Annotated in this window: 15 protein-coding genes; 9 read left to right on the top strand and 6 right to left on the bottom strand. The window is 63.0% G+C overall.

Annotation, left to right across the window (positions count from 1 at the left end):
• Positions 1 to 41: 41 nt before the first annotated feature.
• The 3 genes from NOV72_RS17965 to NOV72_RS17955 all read left to right on the top strand — a co-directional run bounded on the left by NOV72_RS17965 (position 42) and on the right by NOV72_RS17955 (position 5089).
• Positions 42 to 1964, top strand: a complete 1923-nt coding sequence (locus tag NOV72_RS17965; protein ID WP_008349646.1) for a PrkA family serine protein kinase — start codon at positions 42 to 44, stop codon at positions 1962 to 1964.
• Between the two features lie 198 nt (positions 1965 to 2162).
• Positions 2163 to 3428, top strand: a complete 1266-nt coding sequence (locus tag NOV72_RS17960) for a YeaH/YhbH family protein (RefSeq protein ID WP_106855948.1) — start codon at positions 2163 to 2165, stop codon at positions 3426 to 3428.
• Positions 3425 to 5089, top strand: coding sequence for a SpoVR family protein (locus NOV72_RS17955; protein ID WP_106855947.1), 1665 nt, complete (start codon positions 3425 to 3427; stop codon positions 5087 to 5089). Before NOV72_RS17960 ends, NOV72_RS17955 begins: the two co-directional genes overlap by 4 nt.
• Positions 5090 to 5134: 45 nt before the next feature.
• On the opposite strand, the gene NOV72_RS17950 is transcribed toward NOV72_RS17955, so the two are convergent.
• Entirely contained in the window at positions 5135 to 6190 is a 1056-nt protein-coding gene (locus NOV72_RS17950; protein ID WP_106855946.1) for an AI-2E family transporter, read from the bottom strand.
• A gap of 282 nt (positions 6191 to 6472) precedes the next feature.
• On the opposite strand from NOV72_RS17950, the gene rarD reads away from it, so the two are divergent.
• Entirely contained in the window at positions 6473 to 7348 is an 876-nt protein-coding gene (gene rarD, locus NOV72_RS17945; protein WP_106855945.1) for an EamA family transporter RarD, read from the top strand.
• A gap of 6 nt (positions 7349 to 7354) precedes the next feature.
• Here rarD and NOV72_RS17940 read toward each other — a convergent pair whose 3' ends face one another.
• Both NOV72_RS17940 and NOV72_RS17935 read right to left on the bottom strand, forming a co-directional pair.
• Positions 7355 to 8350, bottom strand: a complete 996-nt coding sequence (locus NOV72_RS17940) for an aldo/keto reductase (RefSeq protein ID WP_106855944.1) — start codon at positions 8348 to 8350, stop codon at positions 7355 to 7357.
• A gap of 54 nt (positions 8351 to 8404) precedes the next feature.
• Positions 8405 to 9859: a DHA2 family efflux MFS transporter permease subunit gene (locus tag NOV72_RS17935; protein ID WP_281261816.1), complete on the bottom strand. Its 1455-nt coding sequence runs from the start codon at positions 9857 to 9859 to the stop codon at positions 8405 to 8407.
• Positions 9860 to 9942: 83 nt separating this feature from the next.
• Between NOV72_RS17935 and NOV72_RS17930 the strand changes: the two genes are divergently transcribed.
• Both NOV72_RS17930 and NOV72_RS17925 read left to right on the top strand, forming a co-directional pair.
• Positions 9943 to 10803 carry a LysR family transcriptional regulator gene (locus tag NOV72_RS17930; protein ID WP_106855942.1) on the top strand — a complete coding sequence of 287 codons (861 nt, stop codon included), beginning with the start codon at positions 9943 to 9945 and terminating at the stop codon, positions 10801 to 10803.
• Between the two features lie 128 nt (positions 10804 to 10931).
• Positions 10932 to 12590, top strand: coding sequence for a tannase/feruloyl esterase family alpha/beta hydrolase (locus NOV72_RS17925; protein ID WP_106855941.1), 1659 nt, complete (start codon positions 10932 to 10934; stop codon positions 12588 to 12590).
• 12 nt (positions 12591 to 12602) lie between these two features.
• Here the strand turns inward: NOV72_RS17925 and NOV72_RS17920 are convergent, their stop codons facing one another.
• The gene (locus tag NOV72_RS17920; protein WP_106855940.1) at positions 12603 to 13001 is read right to left on the bottom strand and encodes a DUF2917 domain-containing protein; all 399 of its coding nucleotides are present in this window, start codon (positions 12999 to 13001) and stop codon (positions 12603 to 12605) included.
• A gap of 277 nt (positions 13002 to 13278) precedes the next feature.
• Between NOV72_RS17920 and NOV72_RS17915 the strand changes: the two genes are divergently transcribed.
• Genes NOV72_RS17915 through NOV72_RS17905 form a run of 3 tightly spaced genes read left to right on the top strand, consistent with a single transcriptional unit; the run spans position 13279 to position 15392 of the window.
• Complete coding sequence (locus tag NOV72_RS17915; RefSeq protein ID WP_106855939.1) at positions 13279 to 13632, top strand: YciI family protein; 354 nt, start codon at positions 13279 to 13281, stop codon at positions 13630 to 13632.
• 60 nt (positions 13633 to 13692) lie between these two features.
• The gene (locus NOV72_RS17910) at positions 13693 to 14091 is read left to right on the top strand and encodes a VOC family protein (RefSeq protein ID WP_106855938.1); all 399 of its coding nucleotides are present in this window, start codon (positions 13693 to 13695) and stop codon (positions 14089 to 14091) included.
• Entirely contained in the window at positions 14088 to 15392 is a 1305-nt protein-coding gene (locus NOV72_RS17905) for an RNA polymerase sigma factor (RefSeq protein WP_106855937.1), read from the top strand. Before NOV72_RS17910 ends, NOV72_RS17905 begins: the two co-directional genes overlap by 4 nt.
• A 160-nt stretch (positions 15393 to 15552) precedes the next feature.
• Here NOV72_RS17905 and NOV72_RS17900 read toward each other — a convergent pair whose 3' ends face one another.
• Together NOV72_RS17900 and NOV72_RS17895 are read right to left on the bottom strand one after the other, a co-directional pair.
• A complete protein-coding gene (locus NOV72_RS17900; protein WP_106855936.1) occupies positions 15553 to 16059 on the bottom strand; it encodes a CBS domain-containing protein in 507 nt (168 codons plus the stop codon).
• 55 nt (positions 16060 to 16114) lie between these two features.
• Entirely contained in the window at positions 16115 to 16426 is a 312-nt protein-coding gene (locus NOV72_RS17895; RefSeq protein WP_106856042.1) for a TFIIB-type zinc ribbon-containing protein, read from the bottom strand.
• Positions 16427 to 16751 lie beyond the last annotated feature (325 nt).

Here is a 16751-nt window from a genome sequence, read left to right as displayed (position 1 = left end):
TTGCGCACGACATAGCTTTCTGACTTCGGCGAGGAGGTAGCATGGATATCTACAGCAGTTTCGCGACCCGCTTCGAAAAAACCCGCGAGGAGGAATTCTCGCTCGAAGAGTATCTCGCGCTCTGCAAAGAAGATCCTGCCACATATGCAACAGCGGGCGAACGCATGTTGACGGCCATCGGGGAACCGGAAATGGTCGACACTCGCCTCGACCCGCGTTTATCGCGTGTGTTTGCGAACAAGGTCATCAAGGTGTACCCGGCGTTCCGCGAATTCTATGGAATGGAGGAGGTGATCGAGAACGTCGTGTCGTACTTCCGGCACGCGGCACAGGGTCTCGAAGAAAAGAAGCAGATCCTGTATCTGCTGGGTCCGGTGGGCGGCGGCAAGTCGTCGATCGCCGAACGGCTGAAGCAGCTCATGGAGCGCGTGCCGTTCTATTCGCTGAAGGGCTCGCCCGTCAACGAGTCGCCGCTCGGCCTCTTCGATTACGACGAAGACGGCCCGGTGCTCGAAGAGCAGTACGGCATTCCGCGCCGTTATCTGAAGAGCATTCTCTCGCCGTGGGCCGTGAAGCGCCTGCACGAGTACAACGGCGACATCCGCAAGTTCCGCGTGGTGCGCCGCTATCCGTCCATCCTGCGTCAGATCGGCATCGCGAAGACCGAACCGGGTGACGAGAACAATCAGGACATCTCGTCGCTCGTCGGCAAGGTGGATATCCGCAAGCTCGAAACCTATTCGCAGGACGACGCGGACGCATACAGCTATTCCGGCGGCCTGTGCCTCGCCAATCAGGGCTTGCTGGAATTCGTCGAAATGTTCAAGGCGCCGATCAAGGTGCTGCACCCGCTGCTCACCGCGACCCAGGAAGGCAACTTCAAGGGCACGGAAGGCTTCGGCGCCATTCCTTTCGACGGCGTGATCCTCGCGCACTCGAACGAGTCGGAGTGGAAGGCATTTCGCAACAACAAGAACAACGAAGCACTGCTCGACCGTATCTTCGTCGTGAAGGTGCCGTACTGCCTGCGCTACGGCGAAGAGATCAAGATCTATGAGAAGCTCTTGCGCAATTCGTCCCTCGCCGAGGCGGTCTGCGCACCGGGCACGCTCAAGATGATGGCGCAGATGGCGGTGCTCACGCGCCTGCACGAGCCTGAAAATTCGAGCCTCTTCTCGAAGATGCAGGTCTATGACGGCGAGAACCTGAAGGACACGGACCCGAAGGCGAAGTCGTATCAGGAGTACCGCGATTACGCGGGCGTCGACGAAGGCATGACGGGCGTGTCCACGCGCTTCGCGTTCAAGATTCTGTCGCGCGTGTTCAACTTCGATTCGAGCGAAGTCGCCGCGAACCCGGTGCATCTCATGTACGTGCTCGAACAGCAGATCGAACGCGAGCAGTTCCCGCCGGAGACGGAGCAGAAGTACCTGTCGTTCATCAAGGACGTGCTGGCCTCGCGCTACGCCGAGTTTATCGGGAAAGAAATTCAGACCGCGTATCTGGAGTCGTATTCGGAGTATGGACAAAACATCTTCGACCGCTATGTGACGTACGCCGACTTCTGGATTCAGGACCAGGAGTTCCGCGATCACGACACCGGCGAGAGCTTCGACCGGGCGGCGTTGAATGCCGAGCTGGAGAAGATCGAGAAGCCCGCGGGCATCAGCAACCCGAAGGATTTCCGCAACGAGATCGTGAACTTCGTGTTGCGTGCGCGTGCGGCGAACGGCGGCAAGAATCCCGCGTGGATCAGCTATGAAAAGCTGCGCGTGGTGATCGAGAAGAAGATGTTCTCCAACACCGAAGAACTTCTGCCGGTGATTTCGTTCAACGCGAAAGGCTCGGCCGAAGAGCAACGCAAGCATGAAGACTTCGTCAATCGCATGGTCGCGAAGGGTTACACGCCGAAGCAGGTCCGGCTCCTCTGCGACTGGTATCTGCGCGTGCGCAAGTCGTCGTAATGCAGGGCAAGACGGGAGCCGGCGCTCGAAGCGCCGGGCTCCGGTCCCGCGCATAGCGGTAGTCGAGAAGTCCGGATGCCCAGGCGCGGCGATTGCGTCCGGGCGTCGATGTGGACCATTTGCGAGACGGAGACGCTGCGATCGGTCGAAGCCATACGCGGCGCCTCGCAAGCTCGCCCATAACGCGGGAGACTGGATGTGCTGCACCAAATCATCGACCGCAGGTTAGCCGGCAAGAACAAGAGCATCGCCAACCGCGAACGCTTCCTGCGACGCGTCAAGAGTTACATTCGCCGCGCCGTTTCCGACGCGGTCCGCGATCGCAGTATCAAAGACATTCAAAGCACTCAGAGCATCACCATCCCCAAAAAGGACATCTCCGAGCCCTCGTTCCGTCATGGACCGGGCGGCAAGCGCGAGTACGTCCATCCGGGCAACGCCGATTACATTCGCGGCGACAAGATTCCGCGCCCGCCGGGCGGCGCGGGCGGCGGCGGCAAGAGCGCCAGCAACGAAGGCGAAGGGCAGGACGACTTCGTCTTCGAGCTGTCGCGCGAAGAGTTCATGCAGTACTTCTTCGACGATCTCGAACTGCCGCGTCTCGTGAAGACACAACTGCTCGCCGTGCCGACCTGGAAGAACGTGCGCGCGGGCTGGGCGGCGGAAGGCACGCCGAACAACATCGACGTGGTGAGGTCCTTGCGCTCCGCGCTCGGACGGCGCATCGCGCTCGGCTGGCCGCTCGCGTCGCAACTGCGCGAAATGGAGCGGCAACTGGAGCAGTTGAAGGACGAGAACGCCGATCAGGAAGAGATCGCGCGTCTCGAAGCGGATATCGTCGTCATGCAGGGCCGGATCACGCGCATTCCATTCATCGATCCGTTCGATCTGCGCTACATCAATCGCGTGAAGCAGCCCACGCCGTCGAGCAAGGCGGTGATGTTCTGCCTGATGGACGTCTCCGGCTCGATGGACGAGCAGCGCAAGGACTTGTCCAAGCGCTTCTTCATCCTCCTGTATCTGTTCCTGCAGCGGAACTACGAGAAAATCGAGGTGGTGTTCATCCGGCACCATACGCGCGCCGAGGAAGTGGACGAAGACACCTTCTTCCATTCGACCGAAAGCGGCGGCACGGTGGTATCGAGCGCGCTCGAGCTCATGAAGAAGATCATGGACGAGCGTTACTCGCCGACTGAATGGAACATTTACGGCGCGCAGGCATCGGACGGCGACAACTGGACGGACGATTCCCCCAAGTGCCGCAGGCTGCTGGCGGAAGACATCCTGCCGAAGGTCCGGTATTTTGCCTATATTCAAGTTGCGCCGGAGGAGCAAAATCTCTGGTTGGAGTATGCTCAGCTTGCGATGGGCGCGCCTGAACTGGCCATGAAGAAAGTCGATTCGGCCGCGGACATCTATCCGGTGTTCCGCGAGCTGTTCGAAAAACAGCAGGCGGCCGCATGACGAAGCCGCATTGGCACAACGAGACGCGTGGGTATCAGCTCGAAGGCACGGACGGTCGTGCGGCTTCCAGGCTGGGACCCGAGGAAGGGCAACGCAAGGCGTCCTCAGAGACAGACGAGGCGCACGAGGAAGGCAGAATGAATGTATCGGAGAAGCGGCGACCGCTGCCGTGCCCGTCGGACTGGAGCGTCGAACTCATCGAGGAATACGACGCCGAGATTTCGCGCGTCGCGAACGGTTACGGTCTCGACACCTATCCCATTCAACTCGAAATCATCAGTTCCGAGCAGATGATGGACGCGTACGCGTCCGTCGGCATGCCGGTGAATTATCGGCACTGGTCGTTCGGCAAGCATTTTCTCGCGACCGAGAAAGGCTATCGGCGCGGGCAAATGGGCCTCGCGTACGAAATCGTCATCAATTCCAATCCCTGCATCGCGTATCTCATGGAAGAGAACACCATGACGATGCAGGCGCTCGTGATCGCGCACGCGGCATACGGGCACAACTCGTTCTTCAAGGGCAACTATCTCTTCCGTCTGTGGACGGACGCCCACGCAATCATCGATTACCTCGTCTACGCGAAGAATTACATCGCGGAGTGCGAGGAGCGCTATGGACTGGATCGTGTCGAGGAATTGCTCGACTCGTGCCACGCGCTGATGAACTACGGCGTCGATCGCTACAAGCGGCCGCAGAAGCTCTCGCTCGCGAAGGAAGCGGCGATGCGCCGCGAGCGCGAAGCGTATCTGCAATCGCAGGTCAACGAACTGTGGCGCACGCTGCCGAAGGGCAAGGAGCCGTCGCCGGAGGAAATCGAGAGCCGCTATCCGCCGGAGCCGCAGGAGAATCTGCTGTACTTCGCGGAGAAAAATGCGCCGTTGCTGGAGCCGTGGGAGCGCGAAGTCATTCGCATCGTGCGCAAGATCGGCCAGTATTTTTATCCGCAGCGGCAGACGCAGGTCATGAACGAAGGCTGGGCTACGTTCTGGCACTACACGCTGCTGAACACGCTCTACAACGAAGGCCGTCTCGAAGACAGCTTCATGATGGAGTTTCTGCACTCGCATTCGAACGTCGTGTATCAGCCGCCGGTGACGAAGCCGTATTACAGCGGCATCAATCCGTACGCGCTCGGCTTTTCGATGATGAGCGACATCCGCCGCATCTGCGAAAACCCGACGGACGAAGATCGCGAGTGGTTCCCCGAACTCGCGGGCAGCGACTGGCTCGAGTCCTTGCATTACGCGATGCGCAACTTCAAGGACGAAAGTTTCATTGCGCAGTATTTGTCGCCGCATCTGATTCGCGAGATGCGTCTGTTCTCGATCCTCGACGACGACATGCGCGACGCGCTCGAAGTGTCGGCGATTCACGACGACAGCGGGTATCGCTATGTGCGTCAGGCGTTGTCGCGGCAGTACGACATTCATCATCGCGAGCCGAATATTCAGGTGTATTCGGTGAATACGCGCGGCGATCGCAGTCTGACGCTGCGTCACTTCATGACCGACAACCGCCATCTCTCGAACGACAGCGACGAAGTCCTCAAGCACATGGCGCGCTTGTGGCAGTTCGACGTGTATCTGGAAAGCGTCGATGAAAACGGGACGGTGAGAAAACGGTTCGAGTGCCGTTACGTGGCGCCGAATACGCGCTGAACTCCGCAAAACCGGCGCTGATCCAGCGCCGGTTTTGCATTGCGGCTACAGCTTGCCGGCCTCGTCCTGCGAAAACAGATCCCAGCACGCCATGAACAGCGCCGCCACCAGCGGCCCGATCACGAAGCCGTTGATGCCGAAGAGCGCCATCCCGCCGAGCGTCGAAATGAGCACGACCCAGTCGGGCATCTTCGTGTCCTTGCCGACGAGAATCGGCCGCAGCACGTTATCCACGAGCCCGATCACCACGACGCAGAACACGACGAGAATCAGTCCCTTGACGATCTGCCCCGTCATGAAGAAGTAGAGCGCCGCGGGCGCCCAGACGATCGCCGCGCCGACCGCGGGCAACAGCGAAAGGAACGCCATCAGCACGCCCCACAACAGCGAGCCGCCGATACCCAGAATCCAGAAGATCAATCCGCCGAGCAATCCCTGCACCGCCGCGACCGCGATGTTGCCCTTGACCGTCGCGCGCACGACCGTGGTGAACTTCGCGATCAGATGCTGCTTCGGCTCCGGATCGAGCGGAATCGCGCGCCGGATGCGTCGGCCGATCTCGCCGCCGTCGCGCAAAAGGAAGAACACGAGGTACAGCATCACGCCGAAGCTCACGACGAACTGGAACGTGTTCTGCCCGATCGACAGCGCCTGCGCCGCGGCGAACTGGCTGATCTGCGACGCGCCTTCCATGAGCTTGCGCTGCACGCCGCCGATGTCGTCGAGTCCGAAACGCCCGAGCAGTTGCTGCGCCGATGCGGGCAGCGCATGCAGCGCGTGCTGGAAATACAGCCCGAAGTTCAGCTCGCCGCTCTTGATCCGCGCATAGACGAGCGCGACTTCCTGCACGAGTGTCACCGCGACGATCGCGAGCGGAATAATGACGATGAGAATCGCGGCGGCCAGCGTCGTCAGCGCGGCGAGATTGCGGCGCTTGCCGAAGCGCGCGGCGAGATAGCGCTGCATCGGCTGAAACAGGATCGCGAGAATCGCGCCCCAGAAGATCGCGCCGAAAAACGGCAGCAGCACCCACGCGAGCGCGAGCGTGACGGCGCACAGCAGGATATGAAAGAAACTTTGATGGACGTTGTGGTTATTCATTCGCGAACAGTAGGGCGGGCGGGAGGACGAACGGCAATCGCGCGGCCGGCCATGCTAGCACGACCCTTCGGACGGCTTTCGCGCTCAAGGTTCGAGCGGGAATTCGTCGAAGGGTTCGCCATCGATCCGTCATCGTTTGCGTGGGCGCTGGAGCCAAACCCCGTGCGTCGACTAAAATCCGGCTTCCAATCCTTGCGGAACGCTTTCCTGCCATAAGGCAAGAAAACGCGGGCGAACGAGCCGATCGTTCGTGCGCGGCGACTCCGCTCTACGCATCGAACAATGAATCCAGGCGTCGTCTACGCATTCTCGGCCTTTGCCATCTGGGGCCTTTTCCCGATCTACTTCAAGGCTCTGCATTCGATCGGCGCGGTCGAGATGCTCGCGCATCGCATGGCGTGGTCGATGGTCTTCCTCCTGATCGTCATGACCGTGCGCCGCCAGTGGGCGTGGCTCGGTCCCGTTCTGCGCGACCGGCGTCTGCTCGCGCGTTTCGCCGCGAGCGCCGTGCTGTTGTCGGCGAACTGGGGCATCTATATCTGGGCGGTGAACGACGGGCGTATCGTCGAGGCGAGCCTCGGCTACTTCATCAATCCGCTCGTGAACGTGCTGTTCGGAATGGCGTTCCTGCACGAGCGGTTGCGGCCGGTGCAATGGATCGCGGTGACGATCGCCGCGCTCGGCGTGTTGTGGCTGACGTGGGTGAACGGCGCGCCGCCGTGGATCAGCTTCGCGCTCGCGCTGACGTTCGGTGGCTACGGACTCTTGCGCAAGACCGCGTCGCTCGGCGCGCTCGAAGGACTCACGCTCGAAACGATGCTGCTGTGTCCCGTCGCGCTGCTCTATCTTTTCTTCCTGAGTTCGCACGGCGGCAGCGGCTTCGCGCATGCGTCGCCCGGCGTGAAGCTGCTGCTCGCGGCGGCCGGACCCGTGACCGCCGTGCCGCTGCTGCTTTTCGCAGCGGGCGCGCGGCGCATTCCGCTATCGATGCTCGGGCTGATCCAGTACATCACGCCGTCGCTGCAATTGCTGATCGGCGTCGTGATCTATCAGGAATTCTTCGGGCACGATCAATTGCTCGGCTATGGCGCGATCTGGGCCGCGCTCGCGATTTACTCGCTCGAAGGCGTTTATCGCGCGCGCGCGGCCCGCGTCTGAGAAGAATCAGCGCAATGCGTCGCCGAAGCGATATTCGACCGTCGCTTCGTCGAGCTTCGTTTTGATGTCAGGATCGATCGGCTGATCGACGGCCGCCAGCGTCTCGTTCAGTTGATCGGGCCGGCTCGCGCCGATGATCGCCGACGTCACCGCCGGATTCGCCAGCACCCACGCGAGCGCCGTGCTCGCGAGCGAACGTCCTGTCGGCGCGACGATCTTGTCGATCTGCTCGATCGTCTGAAACTCGCGCTCGTGCCAGTAACGCTGCGTGTACATGGCGCCCGCCTTGCCGACCGCGCCGGTGAAGCGGCCTTCGCTCGGGCCGGCATCGAAGCGGTGCTTGCCCGTCAGCAGACCGCCCGCGAGCGGGTTGTACGGAATCACGGCGAGACTTTCCTCGGTCGCGAGCGGCAGCAATTCGCGCTCGATCTGGCGAAACAGCAGGTTGTAGCGCGGCTGCACGGAAACGAAGCGCGCGGCGCGCAGCACATCCGAGCGGCCGAGCGCACGCGCGAGCCGGTACGCCAGAAAATTCGATACGCCGATATACCGCGCCTTGCCCTGCCGCACGATGGTGTCGAGCGCTTCGAGCGTCTCGTCGAGCGGCGTGTCGCGATCGTCGTTATGGAGCTGGTACAGGTCGACGTAATCCGTGTCGAGCCGCTTGAGCGATGCGTCGATCGCATCGAGCAGATGCTTCCTCGACGTGCCCTTGTGCCACGCGAGCGGCCCCATCTCATGCGCCGCCTTGGTCGCGAGAATGTAGCTGTCGCGGCGGCCCTTGAGCCAGCGGCCGACGATCTCCTCGGTGCGGCCCGCGAGATCGTGCCCGCTGCCGAGCGGATAGACGTTCGCCGCGTCGATGAAATTGACGCCCGCGTCCGCCGCGCGATCCATGATGCTGCGCGACACGTCTTCCTCTGTCTGCAGGCCGAACGTCATCGTGCCGAGCGTGAGACGCGAAACGGTGAGACCGGTGTTGCCGAATTTGCGGTATTGCACGGTTGCGCTCCAGAAGAAAACGAATCGTTCGGACCGACAGAATAGCCGTAACCGTCAGGACGTGCCGGCGCGCACGGGCGCGGCGCCTTGCGGCGCGGAATCGAGATAACGGAACACGACGCCCGACAGCAGCGTCACCACGCCCATGCACACGAAGCTGAGCCTGAAGCCGGTCGCGGTCGAGAACGGCCCCTGGAACACCTGCACGAGCGAGCCGCCGATCGACACGCCCAGGCCGATCGCGAGCATCTGCACCATCGAGAAGAGGCTGTTGCCGCTGCCGGCGTCCTTGATCGAGAGGCCTTTGAGCGTGACGCTGTTCATCGCGGCGAACTGCATCGAGTTGCACGCGCCGAACACGACGAGAATCGCGATTTCGACGGCGAGCGGCAACGTCGGCGAGAACAGCGCGAACGCGACGATCGAGGCGCCCACGAGCGCCGTGTTCACGAGCAGGAACATGTCGTAGCCATAGCGCTTCACGAGCTGGGCGATCCAGCGTTTGCTGATCGTGCCGGCGATGGCGATCGGCAGCATCATCAGGCCGGAATGCAGCGGGCTGTAGCCGAGTTCGAGCTGCATCAGAAGCGGCAGCAGGAACGGCACCGCACTCGAACCGATGCGGCACAGCAGATTGCCGATCAAACCGACGCTGAAGTTCGGCTCGTGGAAAAGCTCGAGCTTGAAGAGCGGATTGCGCTTGTGCCGCGCGTACGGCACATACGCGAACGCCGACACCGCCGCCAGCGCGAAGAGCGCCGCCGATACCGCGCCGCGGTGCGTCTCCACGGGGCTGTCGAGCGCGAGCGAGAACGACACCATGCACATCGACAGCAATCCGCAGCCGACGAAGTCGAAGGGCGGCGCATCGTGCAGCGTGTCGTTCGGCAGGAAGCGCTGTACCGCGTACAGACCGGCCGCGCCGATCGGCACATTGATGAGGAAGATCCAGTGCCACGAAAACGACTCGACGAACCAGCCGCCGAGCGTCGGGCCGAGAATCGGGCCGACCTGACCGGCGACGGAGATCATCGCGAGCGCGGAAACGTACGCTTCGCCGGAGACGGCGCGCAGCACGGCGAGACGGCCGATCGGCAGCAGCATCGACCCGCCGACGCCTTGCAGCACGCGCGCGAGCACGAGCTGGTTCAGCGAATGCGCGCCCGCGCAGGCCAGCGAGCCGACGACGAACAGCGAGATCGAGACGAGATAGACGCGGCGCGTGCCGAAGCGGTCGGCGAGCCAGCCGGAAGCGGGCGTGAGCAGCGCCATCGTGAGCGTGTAGGCGACGACGATCGACTGCATCGCGAGCGGCGCGGCGTGAAGACTGCGCGCGATGGAAGGCAGCGCCGTGTTCACGATGGTCGTGTCGAGCGCCTGCATGAAGAAGCCCACGGCGACGATCCAGAGCAATGCCGTGTGCGAAGAATTTTTGGTCATGTGGGAAGCGGAGTCACGGTCGCCGCGCGACGAAGAAAGCCGTTTGAAAACAAGCCTGTCGCGCGATATGTGAAATGTTAATGACTTGCGGCGTCATCGGGAAGACCGCTAACCGCATTGACTGTCATCGGCAATGGCGATCACAATGACGCATGCTCAATCCAGTCTGGCTGAACACGTTCGCGACCGTGGCCGCGTCGCACAGTTTCACCGATGCAGGGCGGCAACTCGGGCTTCGGCAATCCAGCGTCTCCGAGCACATCCGGCGCCTGGAGGAGAGCGTCGGGCGGCGTCTTTTCGTGCGCGACACGCATTCGCTCGCGCTGACCGCCGACGGCGAAGCGATGCTCGTCCACGCCCGCGTGATTCTCGAAGCAATGGCGCATGCGCAGTCGCAATTCAGCTCGCCGCGCCTGCGCGGACGTGTGCGGCTCGGCTCATCGGACGATATCGCGCTCGGACCGCTGCCGAGCGTGCTCGCGGCGTTTCGCGACACGCATCCGGACGTCGAACTGGAAATCACGATCGGCATGACGGGACGCCTTTATCAGATGGTCGATGCGGGCGAACTCGATCTCGCCGTCGGCAAGCGGCGTATCGGCGATGCGCGCGGCATGCGGCTTTTCACCGGGCGGCTCGAATGGCTCGCGAAGCCGGGCACTGTCGTCGATACGAGCGGGCCGCTGCCCTTGATTCTCGTCTCGGAACCGAGCGTCACGCGCGGCGTCGTGCTCGATTCGCTCGCGATGACCGGCGCGAGCTGGCAAATGGTCTGCACGAGCAGCAGCCACGCGGGTTGCATCGCCGCGGCGCGCGGCGGACTCGGCCTGACCGTGCGTTCGCATTTTCTGGCGGCCCGCGGCCTGGCTGCGCCCGTCAATCGCGCGGAGCTGCCGGCATTACCCGAAGTGGAATTCATCGCGTTCGGTGCGAAACATCTGAGCCGTCCGGCCGAAACCTTGCTACAACTGCTCGAAAACAGCGATTTGCGCGGCGAGTGGGACGGCGAATAAACGGGACGCGGTCGCGGGCGAGGGCAGGGAAGCCGGTTGCACCGCTGCAACGGCCGGCAGACCCGAATGGTTATCGTAAATCGGTTCTTATATATTGTGCGGCGTTTGAAGTAGCCACTTCCAAAGACGTGTTTCGCTTCTGCCGCCTACTTTCCTTCGATGTCTCCCGTATCCGTGCGCTCCTCGCGGTGGTCGCGCTCGCGGCGTGTTCGAACGCCCACGCGGCCTCGTACGTGACGAAGCATTGCGACGACCTCGAAGGCAAGAACGTGCCCGCGTCGATCATCGGCTTGCCGACGCGCGGCGCGACGATCGTCTCCGCGTGGGTCGTCAAGGCGGCCGCGCCCGGCAACCGCAACGGCGAATATTGCCGCGTCACCGGCTTCATCAAGGCGTTGCAGGACTCGACGCCCGACATCCGCTTCGAAGTGAATCTGCCGAGCCGCTGGAACGGCCGCGCGCTGCAGATGGGCGGCGGCGGCTACAACGGCACGATCGTCTCCGGCACCGAACCGATGCCTTTCGCCCCCGACTCGACGCCGCTCGCGCGCGGCTACGCCACTTTCGGCTCGGATTCGGGTCACGTCGGCAACGCGGGCCGCGCGGACTTCGCGGGCAACGACGAAGCCATCGTCAATTTCGGCTTCGGGCATCTGAAGAAAACGCGCGACGTCGCGCTCGCGCTGATCCAGATGGGCTACGGGCGCACGCCCGAAAAAACCTACTTCGCGGGCGGCTCGACGGGCGGCCGCGAAGGTTTCACCGTGATCGAGCGCTTTCCGAACGACTACGACGGCGTGATCGCCAACGCGCCCGCGATCAACTTCTCCGGCGTGCGCTTGATGGGCGTGCGAGTCGGCCAGGCGTCGTATGCGAAGCCGGGCGGGTTCGTCGGCGTCGCGCAGCAGCGGCGCGTGTTCGAAACCGTCGTGCACGAATGCGACCGGCTCGACGGCGCGGCGGACGGCATCGTCGGCAACGTGGAGGCGTGCAGGAAGCTGGAGCCGCAGATCATCGCGTCGCTGCGTTGCGCGAACGGGCAGCGTCCTTCCTTGCGCGACAGTTGTCTCTCCGACGCGCAAATCGACACGCTTCAGACGCTGCGCGACGGCGTCACGCTGCCGTATCCGCTCGCGTACGGCCTCGATAGCTATCCGGGCTACAACGTGTTTCAGGGCGTCGATTTCTCGGGAACGCTCGGGCTCGGCGACTCGCCGACGCTCCTGAATCCGCCGACGTTCGCCGCGAACGGCTATCTTTTCGCGCAAGGCGACGCGTATGTCCGCCACTTCGTCACGCGCGATCCCGGTCTCGGCGCGCTCACGTTCGACCTGGACAATCCCGGCCGCTTCAGGCAGCGCCTCGTGACGCTCGCGTACACGGTCGGCGCGATGAACCCGGATTTCTCCGCGTTCATCGCGCATGGCGGCAAGCTCATCGCGATGCACGGCCTCGCCGACGAAGTCATCAGCCCGAACCAGACGATCGCGTTCTATCGCGGGCTTATCGATCGATACGGAAAGGACATCGTCGACGCCTTCATGCGGCTCTACATGGTGCCGGGTTTTCAGCACGGCAACGGCGTGTTCATTCCCGCGTGGGACGAACTCGGCGCGCTCGACGAATGGGTGAGCAACGGCGTCGCGCCGGAAACGCTCGTCGGCAGCGATATCGCGCCCGCCACCAACGGACGCACGCGGCCGATCTGCCGATATCCGAACTATCCGCGTTATCTCGGCAAGGGCAGCATCAATAGCGCGACGAACTTTCGCTGCGTGGAGCCTTGAGCGGCCGCGTTCTCAGAGCGCGTTCGCATGCCCGCCCGCGAGGCGCGGCCAGTGCTTCGCGAGCCAGCGCGACACGAACCCGCGCTTAGCCGCCCGATACGACGTGAGCGACACCTCGACAGCCCGATCGCTGTCCGAAGTAAGCCATACGCGCTCGCCACGCGAGAGACGCACGACATCGCCGGGCTTCATCCAGTAGTCGTACGGATCGCGATGACGCGTGAGCCAGAGCGAACACGCGGATGCGTCGCCGATACGCAGTTCGGCATCGCGCGTGAGCCGCCACGAGATCATCTGATGCGGATGCACTTCGACATAGACCACGACACGCGCGCCCGATGCGCTCAGCCGGCCCGACGCCACGCCGTGCCCGACGCCATGCCGCGCGAAAACCTGCGATACCTCTTCCATCTCTGCTCTCCATGATGTGAGCCGAAGACGGAACCTTGCACGCAAAAACAAGAAGGCCCCGTCTTGCGGCGGGGCCTTCGGAATCTGTTTGCTTGCCTGTCTCGCTAGCGCACACGCTGTCCCGATGACCCGCCACGGATGGCGTTCATACGGTTTTTAATCGCGGCGATGGAGACAATGAGGGCTGCGTGCATGTGCCGCAGTATCGATGCGTGTGTCTCGACTTGTCAATATCGAGATAGACTTGACCGCATCGAAAAACACACGGAGGCTCGTCGTGGCTTATCTGCTACTCGTGGTGGAACCGGTCGAACAGCGCGGCCGTCGCACGCAGGAAGAGGGGCGCGAGGCGTATCGCCAGATGGCGGAATTCGCCGATACGCTGAAGGCGCGCGGCGTGCTGCGCGCGGTCGAATCGCTGACGTCGATGAAGGATGCGGCGCGCGTCACGAACGCCGATGGCGACACGCGCGTCATCGACGGGCCGTTCGCCGAAGCCAAGGAAATGATCGGCGGCTTCTTCCTGATCGATTGCGAAACGCAGGCGGAAGCCGTCGCGATGGCGGCCGAATGCCCGGCGGCGCAGTGGTGCACCGTCGAAGTCCGCAAAATCGGGCCTTGCTACGCTTGAGCGTGTCGATTTTCCGGCGCGCCGTTCGTCGTGGTATTGAAAACCCCGGAGACCTTTGCCATGCACAAGCAGATTTTCGTGAACCTTCCGGTTCGCGACCTCAAGCGTTCGATGACCTTCTTCAAGGCACTCGGCCTGAGTTTCGACCCGGCGTTCACGAACGACGACGCCGCGTGCCTCGTCATCGGTGAAAACATTTACGCGATGCTGCTCGTCGAAAAATTCTTCCAGACCTTCACGGAAAAGCCGATCGCCGATGCCCACGCGAGCACCGAGGCGCTCGTGTGCCTGTCGTGCGAGAGCAGGGCGGAAGTCGACGAAATCGTCGCGAAGGCCGTCGCCGCGGGCGGGCGCGCGCCGCGCGAGCCGCAGGATCACGGCTTCATGTACGGCCACGGCTTCGAGGATCTCGACGGTCATATCTGGGAACTCGTGCACATGAATCCGGAAGCGGCGTGAGCGGGCGCGCGCACGAGCCACGCGCGGCGGACGATGCGGCCCGGCGCGCCATCGACGCGGTATGGCGCATCGAATCCGCGAAGGTGATTGCGAGCGTGGCGCGCGTGGTGCGCGATGTCGCGCTCGCGGAGGAACTGGCGCAGGACGCGTTCGTGGCTGCGCTTGAGCACTGGAGCCAACCGGGCGCGGGCGTGCCCGACAAGCCGGGAGCGTGGCTCATGACGACAGCGAAGAACAAGGCGCTCGACCGTCTGCGTCAGCACGCGCTGCACGCGCGCAAGCACGAGGAATACGGGCGCGACCTCGACGCGCAGGAAGCGCACATCACGCCCGATTTCGTCGATGCGCTCGATGCCGCGCGCGAAGACGACATCGGCGACGATCTGCTGCGGCTCATTTTCACGGCGTGTCATCCGGTGTTGTCCGTCGATGCGCGCGCCGCGCTGACGCTGCGTCTCATCGGCGGACTCACGACCGACGAGATCGCGCGCGCGTTTCTCGTGCCCGAGCCGACGATCGCGCAGCGCATCGTGCGAGCGAAGCGCACGTTGTCGGCGGCCCGCGTGCCGTTCGAGGTGCCCAAAGCCGACGCACGCGTCGCGCGGCTCGGCTCGGTGCTCGAAGTCATCTATCTGATTTTCAACGAAGGCTATTCGGCGACCGCCGGCGACGACTGGATGCGTCCGGGCCTGTGCGAAGACGCGCTCAGGCTCGGGCGCATCCTCGCCGAACTGATGCCGGACGAGAGCGAGGTCCACGGGCTCGCCGCGCTGATGGAGATTCAGGCGTCGAGGACGAAGGCGCGCGTCGATCGGGAAGGCCGGCCGGTGCTTTTACCGGATCAGGACCGCAGCCGCTGGGATCCGCTCCTGATCCGGCGCGGGCTTGCGGCGCTGAAGCGTTCGGAAACGCTCGGCGGTGCGCGCGGCGTCTACGCGCTGCAGGCCGCGCTCGCGGCGTGCCATGCGCGCGCGCCGAGCGCCGCCGACACCGACTGGCCGATGATCGTCGCGCTCTACGATGCGCTGATGCAAACGGCGCCGACGCCGGTTGTCGAGTTGAATCGCGCGGTCGCGGTGAGCATGGCGTATGGGCCGGAAGCGGCGCTGCCGATCGTCGATGCGCTATCGGCGACGCCCGCGCTCAAGCGCTATCACTGGTTGCCGAGCGTGCGCGCCGATTTGCTGGCGAAGCTCGGACGCAAGGACGAGGCGCGCGCAGAGTTCGAACGCGCGGCGGCGCTTGCGCAGAATGTGCGGGAGCGGGAGTTCTTGTTGGGGCGGGCTGGGGAGTTGAAGTGATGGGATCGATGAGGTTGATTCGGCTGCGGGTTTGAGTTTACATAAGATAAATTATCAATTTTTTTGATGTAGGTCCCAAGTCCAAACGCGTCTTGCAGATCAGAGACGCACCGCGATGCGTCTCAACCGCAAACCGCGCCAAACCGGCCAAACATCGCCCCTACGCGAACCTTGCCGCGAGCGTCTGCGGAATCGGGCTGCGCCGCGTGAGCGCACAAGTCGGCGTGTCGTGGCGCGGGCCGCGCACGTAACTTTCGAGCTGGTCGATGGCGAACTGCTGTTCCTCGATCAGATGCCGCACCATGTCGCCGATCGAAATCATGCCGATAAGCCGTCCGCCCTCGATCACCGGCAGATGACGGATGCGCTGCTGCGTCATCAGGGTCATGCATTCGTCGGCGTTCGTTCTGAGGCCCACGGCCATCACGGGCGCGCTCATGATTTCGCATACCGTGGTCGTGCGCGAGACCTTGTCCTGCAGAATCACCTTGCGCGCATAGTCGCGCTCGGTGACGATGCCGCACACCGCGTCGCCCACCGTGACCACGAGCGCGCCCACTTCCGCCTTCGACATCAGCGCGACCGCTTCGAACACGCTCGCTTCCGCATCGATGGTGTGAACCGTCGTGTCGCTTTTCGCCTTCAGGACTTGCTTCACCGTAGCCATTTGCCGTTCTCCGTTGCTGTTGTCCGTTGCACTTCAAAAAAGCGCTCTGTCACCTTCAATCGAAATCGAAGAGATCGCCGAGAAACGATTTTTTGCGACGCGCGTGTTCGCGCTTGCCGCGCTGATCGCCGTAGTGGTAACCCTCGTGACGATGCGTGCGATGCTCGCGCTCGTGACCGCGCTCGTGCCATTCGTCGCGCTCGCTCGCCTGCGCTTCCGCGAGCGACACCTGCGACGCGCGCCGGATGATCTGATCGAGCTCGCCGCGATCGAGCCACACGCCGCGGCATTGCGGGCAATAGTCGATCTCGATGCCCTCGCGCACGGTCATCAGCAGTTCCGTGTCGGGGCAGACCGGGCATTTCATGTCGATTCCTTTCTGATTGCTTTCAATGAAAGACAATCTAACGGAAGGACCGAAATCGAAAAATGCGAGATTTTGAGCGCTTCGGTTCGGAAAAACCGAAGTGATTGGGGCAGCCGACCCGCATTGTTCCTGAAAGGACGCGATATGACGCCGAACGAACTAAACGGCTAAAAAATTCGCGACAAAAACATGCAGTTCTGCGCAAATCGAAACAAACCGCGCCAGACATCGGATGATCGGCGGAAAACGCTCGGACGGGCTCGCTCGACGCCCTCTTGCGATCCATCTCAAAACCCCGCAAGCTCTCGGTTTGAAGCGGCGCGCG

It is taken from the genome of Caballeronia novacaledonica, assembly GCF_900258035.1.
Classification (GTDB): domain Bacteria; phylum Pseudomonadota; class Gammaproteobacteria; order Burkholderiales; family Burkholderiaceae; genus Caballeronia; species Caballeronia novacaledonica.
The sequence above is the reverse complement of the archived record's forward strand: the minus strand, read 5'-3'. Positions and strand labels throughout refer to the sequence as shown.